This window comes from Collinsella intestinalis (assembly GCF_902501455.1).
GTDB lineage: Bacteria > Actinomycetota > Coriobacteriia > Coriobacteriales > Coriobacteriaceae > Collinsella > Collinsella intestinalis.
In genome coordinates, this window is the sequence record NZ_CABWIC010000007.1 from 382,077 (window position 1) to 398,185 (window position 16,109).

The window sequence follows — 16,109 nt, forward strand, 5'->3', positions numbered from 1 at the left end:
GTGTCCCTATTTGTCCCTAACGTCATCTAAACGGGTCGCCAACTCACCCCAATCGCACGCTCTAGCCATCTCTTCAACGATGATTTTTACGTCCGCTTTGAGGTAGTAGCGGCCCGTTGTCGTGCCGTCAGAATGACCCATCATCTTCTCGAGAATCTTGTCGTTGATTCCCTTGCTCGAGATCCATGTGCGCCAGGAGCGGCGAAGCGCGCGGAACTGACGCGGTTCCACTTTGGCCTTCTTCAAGCACTTGTTGAAGTCTCGGCGAATCGTCCTCTGACTCATCGGTTCGCACGTTCCCTTATCGCTGAGCCATTGCAGCCCGTTCGCCTCAAGTTCGTCCCTGATCTCGAGCAGGCGTATGCTCCACGGCGGAGGAACCACGACGGACCTCGGGCTCCACTCGTTCTTGAGGTCGTTCTCGCTCGATATGCGCCCCTCGTTGTCCACCTGCCTGGGTATGTCGGCGCAAGCGAAGGTCATGCCGTTGGCTTCCATCTTGTACACCTCGGACAGCATCGGTGCTACGGCCTCTCCCGTCCTGCATCCGGCTATCGCCGATAGAATGATAGCCGCCTCACACGGACTGCCCTTAACTGCGGGCAGGATCTCCGAATGAATTTCCTCGAGCGACCATACGCCGCCGTCGTCATGCTTCTTCGCCTTGGTCGGCATGCGGTACTTGTATGACGCGACGTTCTTGTCGATGAACTCGTTAATCATGCACTTGTCCAGGATGAGCGACAGCTGCGTTAGCGCGCGTTTCCCGACCTGCTCCGTCATACCGTCGAGCCATTCCTGAATATCGCTGTATTTTACGGCGTCCGCATATACGTCACCCCAGCGCGGGCCGACGTGGACCCTCCATGTAGACATAACCTGGTCGTACGTGCTTGTCTTCACGCTCTCCCGGCTTCCGCGCTTGCTTGGGCGCGGGTTCTCGAGGTAGCTCTGGTGCATCGCGTTGTATTCGGGTAGGAGCAATGAATCCCAGGCCTGGGCGATGGTCGGTACGGGCTTGTCCTCGCCATGGAGCAACCTCAGCTCCGCGAGCTTGCGGTCCCCGTCGCGCTTGCTGCCCTCCACCGTCATCGTATGGCGCATGTAACCGCGCCCGTCGTGCAGGTCCGCCCAGTAACGCAGGGTGCGGTAGCCCTTGCGGCGGGCTGGTTTGTTGCTGCCCCATGAGGCGCGCGTTTTCCGTGGCATAATAGACTCACCCCTAACGAGACGGAGGATTGATGGCAAGGGACGATATGCACGTCGTGATGTACACGATCCTGAAATATCTCTACGACTGCCTTAAGGGCGGCGAAACGCCAGATCCGTCCAAGTTCTCCGCGACCGCGCTGCAAATCAACGAGAAGTATTGGACGGCAATCGTCGCCGACCTCGTGAACCGCAAGTACATCCGTGGCGTGACGGTGTTCCACAGTCCTGACGGAGACAGGGTGCAGGTCATCAAGCCGTGTGTGACCATCGAGGGAGTCGAGTTCATGATGGAGAACACGCTTATGAAGCGCGCGCTCGACTACATCAAGGAGGCTAAGAGCGCCATCCCGTTCGTGTAATGGCATAATAGAAGGACCTCCAATCGACCCTAAGTTGACTTACCCGTCGTTGCATTCGGTTGGTGGTTGCGGCCCCGTTCCCCTGTTCGCCTTATTTTGGGGAGCGGGGCTTGTCTATTTGATTGCCGATTATTCGTATATTGCCTTGAGCTCTGTAATCTCGTCGGCGCAATCTTCGATGAGGTAGGTCATTTCGTTCAGGTCATCGGTCGCCTTTTCGACGAACTCGACATATTGCTCCATGTCACTCGCAAGCGATGCTTGGACCATGTTCGACGCGTTTGACACGCTGTAGTCTGAAATTCCTTTTAGCATTGAGTACATTTCTTCTGCTTCAACAGGAATCTCATCAAGGTGGCGGATCTCACGGTCAATTTCCTTCACCTTATTGCTTTGCTCGTAAATGAGGTCCATGTCAGCTGGCTCGCTCGACTCGAATCCGGCGCGAAGCACTTCGTCAGATAATTCAGCGCAAGCCGTGCTCTGTTCGTCCATCAGTTCAAGTGCGGTTTCGATGAACGCATTCATGTCCTCCTCGCTCGTTTTCGGGCCTCCGCAGCCAACAAGCATTACGGCCAGCGCGCCGATCACAGATAGCCTTGCAGCCTTCTTAAACATGACTTCCTCCTAGTCTGTCTCTTTCCCTGCCTGATTCCAGAACACGACGCCCAGCAGTTTGACTGGCTCGTCGTCCATGGCGATGATGATGTCCTCGTAGCCTTCGAGGTAGCTGTCAGGGGCGAGGACGAGGGTAGAGCTGCCGCGCAGATAGCTGCGGACGACGCTACGCCCATCGGAGAACTCGGCGACAACAGCGGACCCGTTGCGAGGCTCCATATCGGGGTCAACGAGGATGTGATCGCCGTTGTGGTAGCGGCGGTTCATGCAATCACCCTCGACCGTGAGCGCGAAGCAGTTAGGATGGCGGGAGACGACGGACTGCGGGAACTCCGCCTCGTAGTCTGATTCATCCTCGTCCATACGTTCACCAGCATGGGTTCGACCGAGAACGCGCACGGGGACCATGGCGGAGGAGGACTTAAACGGGATCGTATTGATGGAACCGCCAGCATACCCATGTTCCTGTGCGGCAAGTCCAGCGGTGGACGAGAGAATATCGTCTGGCGTGAGTTCAAGAGCCTTGCAGATCTTATCCAAGTTGGCCCTGCGGATGTTCTCGGTATTTCCTGTTCTCCAACGTGAGATCGTTGCTGTTGTAACTCCAGCGATCTTCGCAAGGCCTTCGGGCTTTAGGTCGAACTTGACCAGGAGAGTGTCGATGTTCTCGGGGATTCCCATGTTGACCTCCTTTACGTTGGACTCAATTATACATTACGAAAAAAGATTTTCTCAAATTGACTATTGCATTTAACGTAATGAAGGATACTATGGAGTCAAACAGAAGGGAGGGTGAATGGCTGAAAACAATTTTCGAGCCGCCCGCCGCGCCTCTGACATTACCTTGGAGAGCGCTGGCGAGATTTGCGAGATCTCACGAGTGACCTACCAGCAGAAAGAGACGAACCCTGGCAACTTCCGCTTGTCGGAGCTCAAGGCGCTTTACGAAGCGCTGTCCGACACCTCTAAGGATATTATTCGCCAGGCTGTCGTCTTTTTTATTTGCGGCGACGATTACATTAAACGTAACTAGTTATACGAAAGGAGGAAAACATGAACGACATTCAGAAGTTTACCAACGACGAGTTCGGGACCATCCGCGTTGCAGACAACAATGGTGAGCCGTGGTTCGTTGCTAAGGACGTGTGCGATGCGCTCGGTATTGCTACCAACCACGTGAAGGACGGCCTCGATTCCGATGAAGTTCGCAATCTCCCTATTACGGAGATTGGCCCCAAGAAGGGCGGAAAGGCTCCGCTCATCGTATCCGAGCCCGGCTTCTACAAGCTCGTGATGAAGTCCCGCAAGCCCGAGGCGAAGGCGTTCCAGCGTTGGGTCACTCACGAAGTGCTCCCGTCCATCCGCAAGCAGGGCGGCTACATGCCTGCCCGCGCGGACGAGACCCCCGAGCAGATCATGGCCCGCGCTCTCATGCTCGCCAAGGACACCATGGACCGCCAGCAGCGCGAGATCGCGGAGCTCCGCCCCAAGGCGCTGTTCGCCGATGCCGTTGCCGCGTCCGATGGCACCTGCCTCATCGGCGAGCTCGCCAAGATGATGCGCCAGAACGGCGTCCATGTTGGCCAGAACCGCCTGTTCGAGTGGTTGCGCCGCGACGGGTTCCTCGGCAAGACCGGCTCCAACTACAACGTCCCCACGCAGATGGCGATGGAGCGCGGCCTGTTCCGCATCAAGGAGACGGCGGTTACCCACTCCGATGGCCATGTGACCGTCAACCGCACCCCCAAGGCCACAGGGCGTGGGCAACGTTACTTCATCGACCGCTACTGCAAGGCGTAGCAATTATGAGTGCTATTGATGGCCTTGCAAAGGTCGGTGAAGTCAAGACAGCGAAGCAAGCTCGCATCCTTATCGACGAGGCGAAGCGAGTGGAGCAGTTGCTACGCGCCGTCGATGATCTGCATGACAACCTAGTAAAGCTAATTGACCACGAGATCTCCGTTTATACGGCTATCAGGGACAGTGGTCTCGCCCATAAGGTCACAGGTATATCCGCCCGCTATGCATGTGAGCAGTTCTGCAATCTCGATGAGCACGGAATTGGCGTTCTTCGTGAGCAGTGCATCTGCGAAGGCATTACCGTTCGTGGCAATTTCGAGCGTGATCGTATAGCGGAGCGTGAGAAAGACAAGCTCAAAGCAGTCGTTGTTCAAGCGGACGAATCAGTCGAGGCATTCAGGAGGAATGGCATCGTCAACATATCTGGTGTCTCCAGCACATCCAGAGACAGCGATGTCGCATTCCTCATCGATGCGGCAAAGGACCGCCTAAAGGACCGTTTGCTTGGCGCTGGTGCGGTTGGAATCGGCGATGGCGTCTACGTTGATCCCATCAAGTACAGAAAAGACGCATGGCAAGCGCTCATCAAGAGGCTGCAATCAATCGGCAATGACATAAACGCCGCTTGCCGTCTCTACTCACTGCTCGTTGATAGGCCAGATGAGGAACAGATGACCTATCTCGACTCAATTTGCTTCAAGGGTTTCTGCGCTAGGGCAGAGGCGATGTGCGGCAGATAGCCGCCAAAGAAAGGAGAACCAAATGAACAAGTACTTCGAGCAGAACGAGTACGCTGGCTATGACTTCATCGACTTGCACCATAGGCTCACGCGCGCCTATTCCGTCGTTGCCTCAAACCTGTTTTTCCAAGAGGCCAAAGACGATCTCAAGTCCCAAGAGCACCGCTTGAAGCTCGCTAGAAGCGCGTTCTATCTCATTGCCGTATGCGAGGCGATTATCGACCTCGTTGGTGAAGACGAGCGTGAGAAGGCGTTGGCGGAAGTCAAAGATGAACTCCGTCCAGGTGACGTGGATGAGTTGTTCAAACATCTTCTCGACATCCTCCTGAAATAACCCAATCCCATGAGCCCCGTGCCCGGGCGGTGCCGAACTTCTGAACACGAGAAGTATGGCTAACACCGGTGCCGTCCGAGCGCGGGGCTCGGCCTTCTACGCGGTGCGCTCCGATAGTGCCTCCTTACCCAACTGCCCATTTCACGATGACGGGACGGAGCGCACCGCATGGCAGGCCGTTTACATGGGCGCGTCTGGAGATACATCAAAAGCAATGTGTCGGCATAACGGCCAGGCGCGTCCATGCGGGCGACCGCGAGAACCTTGAGAACCGAATAGTGATGGGGCCTCACGCGGCCCCTGAGAAAAGGCGTGATAGCGCAGCCGTCCACGCGAAAAGCGGAAGCGGAATGGGCGGCAAGAGCAATGCGCGCTCGTAGCTCAATTGGATGAGCACCAAGCTCCTACCTTGGATGATGCGGGTTCGAGTCCCGCCGAGCGCACCAACCACTTATTAAACAAAAGTCCCCTCCGCCAGACCAACAGCAGAAGGGGACAGCCAATCAACCAGAAAGGCAGGTGCATTATACCCCAAGCGTATGTGGAGGTTTTGTGTCCGATTCTGAAATGAAACTCAACGGTGTTTCACGGGATGAAAAGCGCAGGTGGACGGACGCAGAGGTTCGCTACCTGTCTGCTCACAGGGCCGATGGGTCGTACCTCATCGCCCATGTCCTCAAGCGCACACCGCTGAGCGTGAGGGTGAAGGCGGCTCGTCTGCACATCTCCCTCGACCGCAAGCCCATGAAGGTCTGCCCGATCTGCGGGACGTACTTCGTGCGCGACAACAAGGCGGGCCGCTACGGTATGTGCCAGGTCTGCTGGGAGAGACGCAAGGCCGACGCCATGCGCGAGAGGGCGGCGGAGAGAGCCGCCCAAAGGGACTACGACAACGCGAAGCACCGCAAGAACACCGGGGGCGCTTGATGGTCAAGGTCATGTGCCCCCGTTGCGGGAAGCTCCACCAGAAGGGCCAGAGGTGCCCGTGCTCGCCGTCCAAGTCGAATTGGCGGCGCAGCAAGGAGCAGGAGCGTAGTCGCAAGGCCGACAACCCGTGGAGGACGGGCTACTCCTCCAGGCAATACCAACAGGCGCGCCAGACCGTCCTCGAGATGACGGGCGGCAGGTGCGCAGTAAGCGGCATAAAGATCGCAGACAAGGTGCATGGCCGATGGGTCATGCGCGGCAACGGCGGAATCCACCATCGTGTGCCTTTGTCACAAGGTGGCTCGAACGACGTGACAAATCTCGTGCCGCTATCAACAGCAGTACACAACCACATAGAAGCAGAAAGGAGGCGCAGGGATGCAGCTCACCGCTAAGGACCCAACCGCCCAGCTCATAGACGAGCTCGACGAGGTTATCGCAAACTTCAAGAAGCGCATGGCCGAGCAGCCCATGCCATGCGGTAGCCGCGCCCTGGCGTTCGCAATGCAGGCGGGTCTCCCACCGCGCATGACCTACAACGTCAGCGACACGGCAAAGTACCTCGGCGTCGATGTAAAGACCTTGCGCGAGGAACACAAGGCTGGGCGCCTGGCGTTCATTATCCCAGTTGGGCAGGAGCGCGGCGCGCGGATAAAGGTGGATGAGGTGGACCGATGGCTCGCAGAGAACTGATCGACCGCCTCGAGTTCTTCATCCCGACCAATCGCGTCGCAAAGAACGGGCGCAAGCAGGGGATGGACGGCCTCAACGAGATCGTCCGCCAGTCGCGCGGCAATGTCCACCTGGCGAACAAGCGCAAATATGAGAACGAGCGCCACGTCGCCAAGTACGCCCTCGAGGCCATGAAGGAGGCGGGCTGGGTCGCGGACGAGCGCCTGTGCTTCGTCGAGCTGACCTTCATCGAACCCGACAAGCGTCGAGACGACGACAACGTTTTCGCCGGCGCCAAGTACATCCTCGACGCGCTGTGCCGCCCGCACCCGCGCGGTGGCCGCATCATCCACTCCAACGGCGTCGGCGCGTTCTTCGACGATGACCCGTTCCATGTCGCGCTCCATTGCAAGCGCGGCGAGCCTGACAAGCAGAACCCCGGCGTGAGGGTCCGCATCACGAGGATGGTGGAAGATGGCAGTTAAGGGAGAGGGGTCACTGTTCACGCTCGTGAGGACCCCCGATGGGGACCGCGAGGCATGGCTTGATCAGCGCCGCAAGGGTGTCGGCGGGTCGGACGTGGCGGCGATCATGGGGCTTTCCCCGTACCGTGGCGCATACGAGGTCTGGGCCGAGAAGTCAGGCCTCATCGAAGCCCCCGACATATCGGACAATCCCGCAGTTATCTGGGGCAATATCCTAGAGCCCGTGGTCGGCGAGCATTACGCCGAGAACCACCCGGACCGAGAGGTGCGCAGGCTCAACGCCGTGTGCCAGTCCATCGAGCGGCCCTGGGCTCAAGCGTCGCTGGACTACGAGGTGAAAGACCCCGAGCTTGGATGGGGCGTCCTCGAGATCAAGACGGCTGGCCAGCGCAGCGAGGACAAGTGGGACGACGGCGTTCCGCTGTTCTACCAGACGCAGGTGGCCCACTACCTGTCCGTGACGGGCCGCGCCTTCGCCGACGTGGCCGTACTCATCGGCGGGCAGGACTACCGCGAATACCGAATCATGCGCGACGAGGATGACATACGCGCCGTCGAGAGCGCCGTGGACGAGTTCTGGCAGCGCGTGCAGACGGGCGATGAGCCGCCGCTAGACGGCTCGCCAGGCGAGGCCGAGGCCCTGCTCAAGCGCCACCAGACGAGCGACGGAGAGGTCTGGTATTGCGGCGACATGCCGCGCGAGGTCGCCGACTACATCTACTACAAGGAGACGGCGGACGCGGCCAAGGAAAGGCTCGCAAAGGCGGGCAACGCACTCAAGCAGCTCATAGGTGACCACAAGGGCATCAAGTGCCCCGACTACATCGTCACATGGCCGCGCGGTACCCGCAAGACGTTCGACTCCAAGCGGTTTATGGCAGACCACCCGGACCTGTACGAGCAGTACGCCAACGCCGGTCCGTCCAACTCAGGTATCAGAATCAAGGAAAGGAAGAAGTAAATGGGAGACATCTCCAAGGCGAGCGGTGAGCTTGCAACCGGCAAGAAGGACACCTTCAAGGACTACATGCAGAAGCTGGCCCCGACGTTCCAGTCGGTCATGCCCAAGGGCTTCACCTCCGAGCGGCTGGTCCAAATGGCCATCAGCGCACGCAACCAGACACCGAAGCTCGCAGAGTGCGATATGAGCAGCTTCCTGAGCTGCTGCCTCCGTTGCGCGTCTCTCGGCCTCGAACCGAGTGCAGTCGATGGCCTCGGCAACGCCTACATCCTGCCGTACAAGGAAAAGGGCGGCAAGATGCTCGCACAGTTCCAGCTCGGCAAGAACGGCATGCTCGAGCTGGTCAAGCGCAGCGGACTGGTTTCCACCATCCGAACCCAGTGCGTCTACGAGGGCGACGACTTCGACTACTACGAGGACGAGGGCGGGCTTCACTTCCACTACCGCCCGAACCTCGAGGCTCCTCACGGTGAAGCCAACCTGAAGCTCGTCTACCTGTCCGCCCACATGAAGGACGGCGGAAGCGTGTTCCTCGCCATGAGCAAGAACGAGGTCGATGCGATCAAGGCCCGCTCGAAGGCCCAGGGCTTCGGCCCGTGGAAGACCGACTACGAGGCCATGGCCGAGAAGACCGTCATCCGCCGCGCGTTCAACCGTGGCTTGCTGCCCCGCTCGGTCGAGGTGGCCAAGGCCGTCAGCCAGGACGAGACCACGCCCGAGGTTTATACCGAGGACGGTCAGCGCATCTTCGGCTACGAGGACACGGCGGACGATGCCGAGGTCATCGAGGTCCCCGACAACGTGAACCCCGAGACGGGCGAGGTCGTCGATGCCTAGCGGCGTCGATTTCAGCGAGATACAGAGGATGGCCGACGAGTTCACCGAGGCCGTCGGCAAGGACAGGGAGGGGGCCAAGCGCCTCCTCCTCCTTTATGCGGGCGTAGACCGCCTGAAGGACCTCACCGAAGTGCAGGCGAGGGACGTAGAGGGCTACATGAGGTCCGTTATCAAGCTCCATAGAGAGAGGAACAAATGAGCATCAATCGAGTAACCATCAGCGGCAATCTCACCCGCGACCCAGAACTTCGTGCCACATCTGGCGGCGCTCAGGTCTTGAGCTTCGGCGTGGCCGTGAACGACCGCGCCAAGAACCAGCAGACTGGCGAATGGGAGGATCGCCCCAATTTCATCGAATGCACCATGTTCGGCACCCGCGCCGAGAAGCTGGCCCAGTATCTGCATAAGGGGTCCAAGGTCGTAATCGAGGGCAAGCTCCGCTACTCCCAGTGGGAGAAGGACGGGCAGCGCCGAAGCAAGCTCGAGGTCATTGCCGAGGAGCTTGAGTTCATGTCCCGCCAGGACGGTGGCCAGCAACAGATGCAGCAACAGCCACGGCAGGTCGTTCATATGCCTGCTGTTTACGAAACCGACATCCCGTTCTAGGGGCAAGTCGTGCCAGAGGTGAAGCGATGCGGGCAGTGCGGAAAGTTGCTGCCCATATCCGAGTTCCACAAGAAGAAGAACAGCAAGGACGGGCACCAGGCCATGTGCCGCTCATGCAAAGCGGAGTACGGCAGGGCCTGGTACGTCATGAACAAACCCAAGAGAAAGAAGGTAGCGCATCATGCCTAGCACACTCCCAACCCAGACCGCCGAAGACCTCGCCAAGTTCCAGCGCAAGGCCATGGAAGCCCGAATCCGATACGCCGAGACCAAGCAGCAGCTCAAACACGGCGAACGATCGCTCAAGTCCGTCTTGGACGACGATGACTTGCAGCGCATGCGAGTCCGAGACGTCATCGCCGCCCTGCCAGGCATGGGTAAGAACAGCACCGAGAAGCTCATGGACAAGATCGGCATCGCCAAGAGCCGCCGCATTTCCGGGCTCGGTGCCCGTCAGTACAAGGCCCTCCTCGACAAGTTCGGCGAGTAATGGAGGCCCGCACTTGCGAGCAGTACGTGCTCGGCGAGCTTGAGTACTACAAGGGGAAGTGCGAGGAGCTTGAGGACGAGCTCGCTCTGGTAACTAGCCAGTGCGAGCTTCTTCAGGCCAACCTCGACGCGCTCCTAAAGAGGGGAGGGGACTGAGTGAAGGTCGGTCAGAAATGGTCGCCCGTTGAGGATGAGGTCATCCGTCGATCATACGAGTCAGTCCCGACCAAGAAGATAGCCGTCGCGCTTGGCCGCTCTGTCGCCGGTGTGCGCAACAGGGCCTCGATGCTGGGCGTCAGGCGCGAGCGCCCGTGGACCGAAGATGACGACCGCGCCCTCACGCGCATGAGCGGCATTGTCCCAGACGATGAGATAGCCGTCTCCCTGAATAGGACAAACGGCGCTGTCGTGGCCCGCAGGAGGCATTTGAAGGCCCTCGGGGCTGCGATCAGGCCAGGGCGCAGGAGGGGTTCGCATGGGTGATTTCAATCTGCCTGACAACTGCACGGGCGAGCAGGTGGACGCGGCGCACGGTGAGCCGGACCGCGACCGCGTGTGCATGTGGTGCCGCCACTGCATCGAGGAATGCTGCGACATGGGCCTGTGCGAGCGGAGGCTCAAGAGCGAGCCGCAGGACTTCGACTCGTGGCTGGGTGTCGTGGACTACATAGGGGACGCCCGCGTGGACATGCAGGTGGACTCCTGCGCGCACTGGAAGGAGTACTGATGGAGGCGACATGGCCGCTGACCCACAACCGAAGGCCTTGGACCGAGGTGCAGGACGACGTGCTGCGAGAGGCCTACGGCAAGGCCCCGGTCGAGCGTATCGCAAAGGTGCTGGGCCGCACCGTCTCGGCGACCGTGGTCCATGCGCGCAAGCTGGGTCTTACCAAGGGATGCCGCGTGTGGACCGCCGAGGAGATAGACCGCCTCGCCGAGTTTCGGAGTCACATGACGATGCGCGAGGCGTCGGGGCTGATGGGGCGCTCCGAATGGGCCTGCCAGCGCAAGGTGCTGGACATGCGCAAGGCGGGAGACGAGCGGTTCAAGAGGATTAGGAAAAGGAGAGGCGAATGACAAAGGAGTTCGACAAACGCAACGCGGCTAAGTCGCGCAAGGTGTGCGAGGCGATGGCCGAGGCGGCGAGCACGGGCAAGCGCGTCCTGACCGAGCGCGAGCGGCGCATCCTGGATATGTGGCCAAAGTTCGAGGAAGAAGTACCAATGAATAACTTCATGGGTGAAATTTGGAAACCCGTCGCTGGATTCGATGGCAAGTACGAAGTCAGCAATTGTGGGAGAGTGCGAAGCATAGATCATGAGGTGAAAAGCCTTGGAGGATGGAGAACAGTAAAAGGTCGTGTTCTCAAGCAGAGAGTTGAGCACGGATACTGTCGCGTTCAGCTGTCTATCGACAAGAGCAGTCATCCGCACAAACAGGTTCATAGACTTGTTGCTGAGGCGTTTGTGCCAAATCCCGAGAATAAGCCAGAGGTTAACCATATCGACGGATGTAAAACGAACAACTGCTCGGATAATCTCGAATGGGTGACATCCTCTGAGAACAGCATCCATGCCTTAGAGAACGGATTGCAGAGCCATAAGTCCGACGAAGAAATGCAAAAAATGTGGGAAGCATCAAGCAAGCCGGTGATTCGTGACGATGGCGAATGGTATGCGAGTGCGTCGAAGGCGGCGGGGTCTATAGGGGCAGAACGTTCATCGGTTGCAAAGGCAATCAGGCGCGGCAGCAGCATCTATGGGCACACGTTCCGGTACGCAGATAAACTCAAGCGCCCCGTTCAAAGCGTCTTGGACGCCGACGGCGTGGAGATCAAGGTCGGAGACACGGTGTGGTTCAAGGGGAACCCGCGCCCGTATGCGGTTGTCGGGGTGAAAGACGGGAGTGTCCGGCTGCACAGCAAGACGCATTGCAGCGAAGAGAGCGCAACCACTGTCTGGACAGATATTCTCACCCACATCGCTCCCGACAGCTGGGAGCGGCTTGAGGATGACGCCGAGTTCAACGACGAGACCGGCATCGTCGGCGGAAATCTCGACATCGTCCGCCGCGCGAAGGCGCTCGCGGGAGTGGGGGTGGGCCGATGAGGAACGGCAAGACGATGACGTTACTCGTCAACGGGCTGGAAGCGGAATCCACGCGCTTCGACGGCACGCCCGGAAGCGTGAGGGTCGCCGCCAGCGGCTATGGCGACGAGGTGTCGTTCAGGACCGACGCGAAGAGCGCACCGGCAATCGGCGCGAAGTTGAAATTGACCGTGGAGTGGGGTGAGGGCGAATGACCGAGGTGCGACAAGACTGCGACATTACTGCGAAATCAACTGCGAAACCCGACGCCGTTTCCCACCCCGCCCACTACACATCGGGCGGCATCGAGGCCAAGGACGCGCTCAAGGCAGCGATGGACGGCAGCGAGCTGTCCCCGATGGCCTTCTACTGGTGGGGCTGCGCGTTCAAGTACCTGTGGCGGTGGACGAGCAAGAACGGAGTCGAGGACCTGCGGAAGTGCAGGCAATGCATCGACTTCCTGATTGAGGAGGTATCCGAATGACCCGCGTGAAACTGACCAGCGTCCGAACGTTCCCGCACGTCGCGCCGAACAAGCCACAGGCCCTCAAGGTGCTCGAGGAGGCGAGCGAGACGGTCGAGGCATGCAAGAAATGGCTCCTCGCCGACGGTTTCCAGAAGTGCAACGCCGAGCAGGTACCAGCCGACTGGGCCGACGCCGAGTTCAACGACCTCATGGACGAGATCGCCGACACCATCCAGGCGTCATGCAACCTCGCGGCGGCGCTGGGCGTGGAGGACCTGACGCCGTACCTCGCGCGCTGCGAGGAGAGGAACCGGCATAGGGGGCGCTATGACGAGTAAGCGCTGCGCCGACTGCATCCATCTCGCGCCGTGGCCCGAGCGGATGAAGTTCGCGCGCGAACACATGGAGACGATGCCTGAAGACTACCCCCTGTGGGCCTGCATGAGGCACATGGCGAACGTGCGCGCCGTGTCCCCGTATGACGGCACGGCATGCATTTACTTCGAGCGCGGCAACAGGGACGAATACGTGAAGGAGGCATGCCGATGACTGACGAGGAGCGCTGCGAGGTGGCGGCGGAACTGAGGAAACTTGCAGCGGTCACAGCGTACGTACACTTGCCCGACAGCAATCTCGCCAGCCTATTGTTCAGCGCCATACATAACGGCACCGAATGGGATGTTAGCGACAGAAACCCTGATGGCTTGTTCCTCAACCGCCTCGCCGACCTCATCGACCCGCACGACGAGACGTGCGAGCTTGAGCTGACGTGGGGCGGACAAACCAATGCGCACGTGCGCACCTACGAATGCACCGGATGCGGCAAGTCCTGCGACGGCGTGTGGGGCGAGGACTACGAGTTCTGTCCCTATTGCGGAAGGAGGGTCGAGTATGCCGACGAATGACGAGCGCCGCGAGGTTGCGGCGAGGCTGCGCGAGCCATTTGACGTGTTGCCACAAGGCGGGTACTACCATGCGAGCCACACCCTGTTCGGCATGGGCCTATACGCGAGCAGTGAGGGCGCGCTGCGGCTCGGAGTCCGCCGCCTCGCCGACCTGATAGCACCGGAGGAGCGGACGTGCGAGCGCGGGATAGAAATGTTCAGCCACGCTTATCCGAATGAGATTGTTTGCGACAGCGACTGCGTGTCTACCTATGTTTTCCCGCTCACCTGCGGACATGAGGTCGAGCTTCTTGAAAACAAGTGGCCGAGTTATTGCCCGCACTGCGGAGCGCGGGTGATCAACGATGCTTAACGACCAGATCATCGCCGACAACCGCGCCCTCATCGCCCGCAACCGCGAGCTCGAGTGCGAGCTTGCCAGCCTCAAAGCCAAGCTGGGAGCCGTGTCCAGAATCGCGGACAAGTACCACGACAGAGCATCGACCATCCTCGAAGGCTGGGGAGACAAGCCAATGGGAGGCACCGACCTCGGGCGCTTCCATGCCTTCGAGCAGATGGTCGGTGAGATAAGGGAGGTGCTCGGCTGATGGCCGACAACTACATGATCTCGAGGGCCGACCTGCTCCGTCTCGTCGCCCTCCTACAGCGCCGAAGCATCGGGGTCAAGTACGCGGGCAACCGCCTACGGGTGACAGAGGCGAGCGCCGGGTCCTACGTCGTCAACGATTTCACGTTCCGTCCGGTTGGGAGGGTGGTCGATGGCAAGTGATGTGAAGATCAGCTACATCAACCTTCCCGTCACGTTCGACCAGGCGCTCGACGGCATCGCATACGACCATGGGGAGCAGGGTCTGGGCAAGGCCCTGCGCCTCCTTTGCGCTTGTGCGTCCCAGCAGTCGAAGTGCCCCGAGTACATGCTCGACGTCACCGGGGAGAAGGGCTGGAAGCTGCTCGCGGGGCGTCTTCGGTTCGACAGCGTTAAGGACTGCATGGACTTCATCTCGGACATGCGAGCCGAGGGCCTGTGCGCGATCGTCGCCGAAGACGGGCGCGAGTACGTCGCATGCCCCATCGTCTCCGCTTGCGTGGATGCTTACAAGGGCAAGAGCGAGCGGGCCAAGAACGCCGCCAGGGCAAGGTGGAGCAAGAAAAACGAGCTAGAGGGCGGGGAGTCCGAGTAGGGCACCCGCCCTTTTTTTTATGCAGACGCACATGCATATGCATATGCACATGCATTGCATACGCATATGCATCCGCAATGCGGACGCAATGCCATAGATTGATAGATAGATTGATAGATAGATAGATAGAGAGCGGCCCCCAGTCGGAGTGGAAAACCCTATCCTGGGGATTGTTGATAACCTGTTGATAACATGTGGACAAGTAAGGTACGATGGAGCCCTAAAGCCGTTCGGGTTTGACGCGCAGGGACCGCAACCCTGGCCCGATCGGAAGTGCGAGGGACCGGGTACCTACGGAGAACGGTGAAGCGCGGAGTCAGGCCCGCAGGGACGCCTCGGGCAATCCTCTAAAGCAAAACCCCCACCGGGCTGTCCCGATGGGGGTTCTTTCATTTGGCCCTACAGGGCGTCCAGATATGCTTTTGCGGCCTTTTCGGTTGGGTGGAGGACAACCAAGCGGGGTTGCCCTCCTCGGGGCACTCTAGGCCGTCTGGGCCGCTCGCGCGGTACCCGATGGTCTCGCCGGTGATGATGTCTGGGACGGGCTCGATCAGGTAGCGCCTGCCGTTGGCGGCCTTGTACTTGGGGGAGGGCATTAGTCTCCTTGCCTGTGTCTAGTAGCGGATGGTCTTCGAGCTCGAGCGCGTCTTGCGCTTCGGCTTCGGCTCGTCGTGGTGGAAGCCCTCGTCGAGAGGGCGTCCCGCGAGGGTGGACGCCCCCACAAGGCCCATCATCATGGCCCAGAGGGCGTCGCCGAGGTCGGTGCCGACCTTCGGGGCCTTGCCGGGGCTAAGCAGCTCCATGGACTTCAGGTCGGCGCGGGTCAGGTCCTCGTCGATCGCGTCGCAGGTCATCTCGCAGGCGTTGAAGCGGCGGAACAGGTAGCCGACCGGATTGGTCGCGGGCTCCGTCACGACGTAGGCCTCGCCTGGCTGGTCGGTGGCGAATATCTCGATTGGCAGGCCGTCCACGTTGAAGCGCGGGTGTCGGGACTTGATGCCTGTGTGGTTGCACATGGTTTACCTCCTTGGATGATGATAGCGCGGCGAGCGGACGCTTGCCCGCCGCGCTGGGGTCTGGTTCGGTGAATGGGGCTAGGCGGTTGGGTACGCGCCATACATCTCGATTGCCCTTCGGTCGATCTCGCGCCACATATCGCGCTTGTTTATGCCGAGCAGGTCCATCAGGGCGCACTCGATGCCCTTGCCCTTCGCGTTGAACGACCCTGCTGCGCTTGCAACGTCGACCATCTCGCTGGTGGCGCGCTTGTGCTCCCTCTGTATCCTGAGCAACTTCGCCTTTTGCGCTCTTCCGTTCCAATGGAGCATCGCGGCGTAGTCGAGGAGCTGCTGCACGTTATCGGGCTGGCTGTTGAAGTCGAACATGGCTTGTCCTTTCGGTTGGGGGGGGCGACGTCCTGCCGCCCACCT

General features: G+C 59.8%; 34 protein-coding genes and 1 tRNA gene. 29 read left to right on the plus strand and 6 right to left on the minus strand.

The window, feature by feature from the left end; genetic code table 11:
* Positions 1-6: 6 nt before the first annotated feature.
* Positions 7-1,209, minus strand: coding sequence for a tyrosine-type recombinase/integrase (locus AOBCEHNH_RS02870; RefSeq protein ID WP_152063079.1), 1,203 nt, complete (start codon positions 1,207-1,209; stop codon positions 7-9).
* A gap of 32 nt (positions 1,210-1,241) precedes the next feature.
* Between AOBCEHNH_RS02870 and AOBCEHNH_RS02875 the strand changes: the two genes are divergently transcribed.
* Positions 1,242-1,571, plus strand: a complete 330-nt coding sequence (locus AOBCEHNH_RS02875; RefSeq protein WP_152063080.1) for a YjcQ family protein — start codon at positions 1,242-1,244, stop codon at positions 1,569-1,571.
* Positions 1,572-1,700: 129 nt separating this feature from the next.
* Here the strand turns inward: AOBCEHNH_RS02875 and AOBCEHNH_RS02880 are convergent, their stop codons facing one another.
* Both AOBCEHNH_RS02880 and AOBCEHNH_RS02885 read right to left on the minus strand, forming a co-directional pair.
* Positions 1,701-2,189, minus strand: a complete 489-nt coding sequence (locus tag AOBCEHNH_RS02880; RefSeq protein ID WP_152063081.1) for a hypothetical protein — start codon at positions 2,187-2,189, stop codon at positions 1,701-1,703.
* A gap of 9 nt (positions 2,190-2,198) precedes the next feature.
* Positions 2,199-2,870: a S24 family peptidase gene (locus AOBCEHNH_RS02885; protein WP_152063082.1), complete on the minus strand. Its 672-nt coding sequence runs from the start codon at positions 2,868-2,870 to the stop codon at positions 2,199-2,201.
* 115 nt (positions 2,871-2,985) lie between these two features.
* Here AOBCEHNH_RS02885 and AOBCEHNH_RS02890 point away from each other — a divergent pair, with 115 nt between their 5' ends.
* The 28 genes from AOBCEHNH_RS02890 to AOBCEHNH_RS03025 all read left to right on the plus strand — a co-directional run bounded on the left by AOBCEHNH_RS02890 (position 2,986) and on the right by AOBCEHNH_RS03025 (position 14,679).
* Positions 2,986-3,222 (plus strand): hypothetical protein, encoded by a 237-nt coding sequence (locus AOBCEHNH_RS02890; protein WP_152063083.1) that lies wholly within the window; start codon positions 2,986-2,988, stop codon positions 3,220-3,222.
* Between the two features lie 20 nt (positions 3,223-3,242).
* Complete coding sequence (locus AOBCEHNH_RS02895; protein ID WP_152063084.1) at positions 3,243-3,989, plus strand: phage antirepressor KilAC domain-containing protein; 747 nt, start codon at positions 3,243-3,245, stop codon at positions 3,987-3,989.
* 5 nt (positions 3,990-3,994) lie between these two features.
* On the plus strand, positions 3,995-4,729 hold the full coding sequence (locus AOBCEHNH_RS02900; RefSeq protein WP_152063085.1) for a hypothetical protein: 735 nt from the start codon (positions 3,995-3,997) through the stop codon (positions 4,727-4,729).
* 22 nt (positions 4,730-4,751) lie between these two features.
* On the plus strand, positions 4,752-5,063 hold the full coding sequence (locus AOBCEHNH_RS02905) for a hypothetical protein (RefSeq protein ID WP_152063086.1): 312 nt from the start codon (positions 4,752-4,754) through the stop codon (positions 5,061-5,063).
* A 370-nt stretch (positions 5,064-5,433) separates the two neighbouring features.
* A tRNA-Arg gene (locus AOBCEHNH_RS02910) sits at positions 5,434-5,509 on the plus strand.
* 106 nt (positions 5,510-5,615) lie between these two features.
* Entirely contained in the window at positions 5,616-5,990 is a 375-nt protein-coding gene (locus AOBCEHNH_RS02915) for a hypothetical protein (RefSeq protein ID WP_152063087.1), read from the plus strand.
* Positions 5,991-6,368: 378 nt separating this feature from the next.
* Positions 6,369-6,683, plus strand: a complete 315-nt coding sequence (locus tag AOBCEHNH_RS02920; protein ID WP_152063088.1) for a helix-turn-helix domain-containing protein — start codon at positions 6,369-6,371, stop codon at positions 6,681-6,683.
* Entirely contained in the window at positions 6,665-7,147 is a 483-nt protein-coding gene (locus AOBCEHNH_RS02925; RefSeq protein WP_152063089.1) for a RusA family crossover junction endodeoxyribonuclease, read from the plus strand. The genes AOBCEHNH_RS02920 and AOBCEHNH_RS02925 overlap by 19 nt, the downstream gene beginning before the upstream one ends.
* The gene (locus AOBCEHNH_RS02930) at positions 7,137-8,108 is read left to right on the plus strand and encodes a YqaJ viral recombinase family nuclease (protein ID WP_152063090.1); all 972 of its coding nucleotides are present in this window, start codon (positions 7,137-7,139) and stop codon (positions 8,106-8,108) included. The genes AOBCEHNH_RS02925 and AOBCEHNH_RS02930 overlap by 11 nt, the downstream gene beginning before the upstream one ends.
* Positions 8,109-8,945, plus strand: a complete 837-nt coding sequence (locus AOBCEHNH_RS02935; RefSeq protein ID WP_152063091.1) for a recombinase RecT — start codon at positions 8,109-8,111, stop codon at positions 8,943-8,945. It begins immediately after the preceding gene.
* A gap of 28 nt (positions 8,946-8,973) precedes the next feature.
* Positions 8,974-9,144, plus strand: a complete 171-nt coding sequence (locus tag AOBCEHNH_RS02940) for a hypothetical protein (RefSeq protein WP_193221157.1) — start codon at positions 8,974-8,976, stop codon at positions 9,142-9,144.
* Positions 9,141-9,551 (plus strand): single-stranded DNA-binding protein, encoded by a 411-nt coding sequence (locus AOBCEHNH_RS02945; RefSeq protein ID WP_152063093.1) that lies wholly within the window; start codon positions 9,141-9,143, stop codon positions 9,549-9,551. Before AOBCEHNH_RS02940 ends, AOBCEHNH_RS02945 begins: the two co-directional genes overlap by 4 nt.
* 9 nt (positions 9,552-9,560) lie before the next feature.
* The gene (locus AOBCEHNH_RS02950) at positions 9,561-9,740 is read left to right on the plus strand and encodes a hypothetical protein (RefSeq protein WP_152063094.1); all 180 of its coding nucleotides are present in this window, start codon (positions 9,561-9,563) and stop codon (positions 9,738-9,740) included.
* Positions 9,733-10,041 (plus strand): integration host factor, actinobacterial type, encoded by a 309-nt coding sequence (gene mihF / locus AOBCEHNH_RS02955; protein WP_152063095.1) that lies wholly within the window; start codon positions 9,733-9,735, stop codon positions 10,039-10,041. Before AOBCEHNH_RS02950 ends, mihF begins: the two co-directional genes overlap by 8 nt.
* Entirely contained in the window at positions 10,041-10,196 is a 156-nt protein-coding gene (locus tag AOBCEHNH_RS02960) for a hypothetical protein (RefSeq protein ID WP_193221158.1), read from the plus strand. The genes mihF and AOBCEHNH_RS02960 overlap by 1 nt, the downstream gene beginning before the upstream one ends.
* Positions 10,197-10,523, plus strand: a complete 327-nt coding sequence (locus tag AOBCEHNH_RS02965; protein WP_152063096.1) for a hypothetical protein — start codon at positions 10,197-10,199, stop codon at positions 10,521-10,523. It begins immediately after the preceding gene.
* On the plus strand, positions 10,516-10,767 hold the full coding sequence (locus tag AOBCEHNH_RS02970; RefSeq protein ID WP_152063097.1) for a hypothetical protein: 252 nt from the start codon (positions 10,516-10,518) through the stop codon (positions 10,765-10,767). Before AOBCEHNH_RS02965 ends, AOBCEHNH_RS02970 begins: the two co-directional genes overlap by 8 nt.
* Positions 10,767-11,117, plus strand: a complete 351-nt coding sequence (locus AOBCEHNH_RS02975) for a hypothetical protein (protein ID WP_152063098.1) — start codon at positions 10,767-10,769, stop codon at positions 11,115-11,117. The genes AOBCEHNH_RS02970 and AOBCEHNH_RS02975 overlap by 1 nt, the downstream gene beginning before the upstream one ends.
* Positions 11,114-12,148, plus strand: a complete 1,035-nt coding sequence (locus tag AOBCEHNH_RS02980) for an NUMOD4 motif-containing HNH endonuclease (protein ID WP_152063099.1) — start codon at positions 11,114-11,116, stop codon at positions 12,146-12,148. Before AOBCEHNH_RS02975 ends, AOBCEHNH_RS02980 begins: the two co-directional genes overlap by 4 nt.
* The gene (locus AOBCEHNH_RS02985) at positions 12,145-12,342 is read left to right on the plus strand and encodes a hypothetical protein (protein WP_152063100.1); all 198 of its coding nucleotides are present in this window, start codon (positions 12,145-12,147) and stop codon (positions 12,340-12,342) included. The genes AOBCEHNH_RS02980 and AOBCEHNH_RS02985 overlap by 4 nt, the downstream gene beginning before the upstream one ends.
* Positions 12,339-12,611: a DUF3310 domain-containing protein gene (locus AOBCEHNH_RS02990; protein WP_152063101.1), complete on the plus strand. Its 273-nt coding sequence runs from the start codon at positions 12,339-12,341 to the stop codon at positions 12,609-12,611. Before AOBCEHNH_RS02985 ends, AOBCEHNH_RS02990 begins: the two co-directional genes overlap by 4 nt.
* Positions 12,608-12,931 carry a hypothetical protein gene (locus AOBCEHNH_RS02995; protein ID WP_152063102.1) on the plus strand — a complete coding sequence of 108 codons (324 nt, stop codon included), beginning with the start codon at positions 12,608-12,610 and terminating at the stop codon, positions 12,929-12,931. Before AOBCEHNH_RS02990 ends, AOBCEHNH_RS02995 begins: the two co-directional genes overlap by 4 nt.
* A complete protein-coding gene (locus AOBCEHNH_RS03000) occupies positions 12,921-13,142 on the plus strand; it encodes a hypothetical protein (RefSeq protein ID WP_152063103.1) in 222 nt (73 codons plus the stop codon). Before AOBCEHNH_RS02995 ends, AOBCEHNH_RS03000 begins: the two co-directional genes overlap by 11 nt.
* Positions 13,139-13,498, plus strand: a complete 360-nt coding sequence (locus AOBCEHNH_RS03005; protein WP_152063104.1) for a hypothetical protein — start codon at positions 13,139-13,141, stop codon at positions 13,496-13,498. Before AOBCEHNH_RS03000 ends, AOBCEHNH_RS03005 begins: the two co-directional genes overlap by 4 nt.
* Positions 13,485-13,850, plus strand: coding sequence for a hypothetical protein (locus AOBCEHNH_RS03010; RefSeq protein WP_152063105.1), 366 nt, complete (start codon positions 13,485-13,487; stop codon positions 13,848-13,850). The genes AOBCEHNH_RS03005 and AOBCEHNH_RS03010 overlap by 14 nt, the downstream gene beginning before the upstream one ends.
* Positions 13,843-14,085 (plus strand): hypothetical protein, encoded by a 243-nt coding sequence (locus AOBCEHNH_RS03015; protein ID WP_152063106.1) that lies wholly within the window; start codon positions 13,843-13,845, stop codon positions 14,083-14,085. The genes AOBCEHNH_RS03010 and AOBCEHNH_RS03015 overlap by 8 nt, the downstream gene beginning before the upstream one ends.
* Positions 14,085-14,267: a hypothetical protein gene (locus AOBCEHNH_RS03020; RefSeq protein WP_152063107.1), complete on the plus strand. Its 183-nt coding sequence runs from the start codon at positions 14,085-14,087 to the stop codon at positions 14,265-14,267. Before AOBCEHNH_RS03015 ends, AOBCEHNH_RS03020 begins: the two co-directional genes overlap by 1 nt.
* Positions 14,257-14,679, plus strand: coding sequence for a hypothetical protein (locus AOBCEHNH_RS03025; RefSeq protein WP_193221159.1), 423 nt, complete (start codon positions 14,257-14,259; stop codon positions 14,677-14,679). The genes AOBCEHNH_RS03020 and AOBCEHNH_RS03025 overlap by 11 nt, the downstream gene beginning before the upstream one ends.
* Positions 14,680-15,068: 389 nt before the next feature.
* Here the strand turns inward: AOBCEHNH_RS03025 and AOBCEHNH_RS03030 are convergent, their stop codons facing one another.
* The 3 genes from AOBCEHNH_RS03030 to AOBCEHNH_RS03040 form a co-directional block, all read right to left on the minus strand.
* Positions 15,069-15,275 (minus strand): hypothetical protein, encoded by a 207-nt coding sequence (locus AOBCEHNH_RS03030; RefSeq protein ID WP_152063109.1) that lies wholly within the window; start codon positions 15,273-15,275, stop codon positions 15,069-15,071.
* A gap of 18 nt (positions 15,276-15,293) precedes the next feature.
* A complete protein-coding gene (locus tag AOBCEHNH_RS03035; RefSeq protein WP_152063110.1) occupies positions 15,294-15,695 on the minus strand; it encodes a hypothetical protein in 402 nt (133 codons plus the stop codon).
* A gap of 78 nt (positions 15,696-15,773) precedes the next feature.
* Positions 15,774-16,064 (minus strand): hypothetical protein, encoded by a 291-nt coding sequence (locus AOBCEHNH_RS03040; RefSeq protein WP_152063111.1) that lies wholly within the window; start codon positions 16,062-16,064, stop codon positions 15,774-15,776.
* Positions 16,065-16,109: the final 45 nt, after the last annotated feature.

Excerpts from the sequence above, each read along its gene's own strand:
- AOBCEHNH_RS03015 (WP_152063106.1), top strand. The coding sequence starts at position 13,843 with ATGCTTAACGACCAGATCATCGCCGACAACCGCGCCCTCATCGCCCGC.
- AOBCEHNH_RS02975 (WP_152063098.1), top strand. The coding sequence starts at position 10,767 with ATGGAGGCGACATGGCCGCTGACCCACAACCGAAGGCCTTGGACCGAG.
- AOBCEHNH_RS02970 (WP_152063097.1), top strand. The coding sequence starts at position 10,516 with ATGGGTGATTTCAATCTGCCTGACAACTGCACGGGCGAGCAGGTGGAC.
- AOBCEHNH_RS03010 (WP_152063105.1), top strand. The coding sequence starts at position 13,485 with ATGCCGACGAATGACGAGCGCCGCGAGGTTGCGGCGAGGCTGCGCGAG.
- mihF (WP_152063095.1), top strand. The coding sequence starts at position 9,733 with ATGCCTAGCACACTCCCAACCCAGACCGCCGAAGACCTCGCCAAGTTC.
- AOBCEHNH_RS02870 (WP_152063079.1), bottom strand. The coding sequence starts at position 1,209 with ATGCCACGGAAAACGCGCGCCTCATGGGGCAGCAACAAACCAGCCCGC.
- AOBCEHNH_RS02905 (WP_152063086.1), top strand. The coding sequence starts at position 4,752 with ATGAACAAGTACTTCGAGCAGAACGAGTACGCTGGCTATGACTTCATC.
- AOBCEHNH_RS02880 (WP_152063081.1), bottom strand. The coding sequence starts at position 2,189 with ATGTTTAAGAAGGCTGCAAGGCTATCTGTGATCGGCGCGCTGGCCGTA.
- AOBCEHNH_RS02985 (WP_152063100.1), top strand. The coding sequence starts at position 12,145 with ATGAGGAACGGCAAGACGATGACGTTACTCGTCAACGGGCTGGAAGCG.
- AOBCEHNH_RS03040 (WP_152063111.1), bottom strand. The coding sequence starts at position 16,064 with ATGTTCGACTTCAACAGCCAGCCCGATAACGTGCAGCAGCTCCTCGAC.
- AOBCEHNH_RS02960 (WP_193221158.1), top strand. The coding sequence starts at position 10,041 with ATGGAGGCCCGCACTTGCGAGCAGTACGTGCTCGGCGAGCTTGAGTAC.
- AOBCEHNH_RS02980 (WP_152063099.1), top strand. The coding sequence starts at position 11,114 with ATGACAAAGGAGTTCGACAAACGCAACGCGGCTAAGTCGCGCAAGGTG.
- AOBCEHNH_RS02930 (WP_152063090.1), top strand. The coding sequence starts at position 7,137 with ATGGCAGTTAAGGGAGAGGGGTCACTGTTCACGCTCGTGAGGACCCCC.
- AOBCEHNH_RS02940 (WP_193221157.1), top strand. The coding sequence starts at position 8,974 with ATGGCCGACGAGTTCACCGAGGCCGTCGGCAAGGACAGGGAGGGGGCC.
- AOBCEHNH_RS02900 (WP_152063085.1), top strand. The coding sequence starts at position 3,995 with ATGAGTGCTATTGATGGCCTTGCAAAGGTCGGTGAAGTCAAGACAGCG.
- AOBCEHNH_RS03030 (WP_152063109.1), bottom strand. The coding sequence starts at position 15,275 with ATGCCCTCCCCCAAGTACAAGGCCGCCAACGGCAGGCGCTACCTGATC.
- AOBCEHNH_RS03005 (WP_152063104.1), top strand. The coding sequence starts at position 13,139 with ATGACTGACGAGGAGCGCTGCGAGGTGGCGGCGGAACTGAGGAAACTT.
- AOBCEHNH_RS02885 (WP_152063082.1), bottom strand. The coding sequence starts at position 2,870 with ATGGGAATCCCCGAGAACATCGACACTCTCCTGGTCAAGTTCGACCTA.
- AOBCEHNH_RS02995 (WP_152063102.1), top strand. The coding sequence starts at position 12,608 with ATGACCCGCGTGAAACTGACCAGCGTCCGAACGTTCCCGCACGTCGCG.
- AOBCEHNH_RS02895 (WP_152063084.1), top strand. The coding sequence starts at position 3,243 with ATGAACGACATTCAGAAGTTTACCAACGACGAGTTCGGGACCATCCGC.
- AOBCEHNH_RS03025 (WP_193221159.1), top strand. The coding sequence starts at position 14,257 with ATGGCAAGTGATGTGAAGATCAGCTACATCAACCTTCCCGTCACGTTC.
- AOBCEHNH_RS02920 (WP_152063088.1), top strand. The coding sequence starts at position 6,369 with ATGCAGCTCACCGCTAAGGACCCAACCGCCCAGCTCATAGACGAGCTC.
- AOBCEHNH_RS03020 (WP_152063107.1), top strand. The coding sequence starts at position 14,085 with ATGGCCGACAACTACATGATCTCGAGGGCCGACCTGCTCCGTCTCGTC.
- AOBCEHNH_RS02925 (WP_152063089.1), top strand. The coding sequence starts at position 6,665 with ATGGCTCGCAGAGAACTGATCGACCGCCTCGAGTTCTTCATCCCGACC.
- AOBCEHNH_RS02890 (WP_152063083.1), top strand. The coding sequence starts at position 2,986 with ATGGCTGAAAACAATTTTCGAGCCGCCCGCCGCGCCTCTGACATTACC.
- AOBCEHNH_RS02945 (WP_152063093.1), top strand. The coding sequence starts at position 9,141 with ATGAGCATCAATCGAGTAACCATCAGCGGCAATCTCACCCGCGACCCA.
- AOBCEHNH_RS03035 (WP_152063110.1), bottom strand. The coding sequence starts at position 15,695 with ATGTGCAACCACACAGGCATCAAGTCCCGACACCCGCGCTTCAACGTG.
- AOBCEHNH_RS02935 (WP_152063091.1), top strand. The coding sequence starts at position 8,109 with ATGGGAGACATCTCCAAGGCGAGCGGTGAGCTTGCAACCGGCAAGAAG.
- AOBCEHNH_RS02875 (WP_152063080.1), top strand. The coding sequence starts at position 1,242 with ATGGCAAGGGACGATATGCACGTCGTGATGTACACGATCCTGAAATAT.
- AOBCEHNH_RS03000 (WP_152063103.1), top strand. The coding sequence starts at position 12,921 with ATGACGAGTAAGCGCTGCGCCGACTGCATCCATCTCGCGCCGTGGCCC.
- AOBCEHNH_RS02990 (WP_152063101.1), top strand. The coding sequence starts at position 12,339 with ATGACCGAGGTGCGACAAGACTGCGACATTACTGCGAAATCAACTGCG.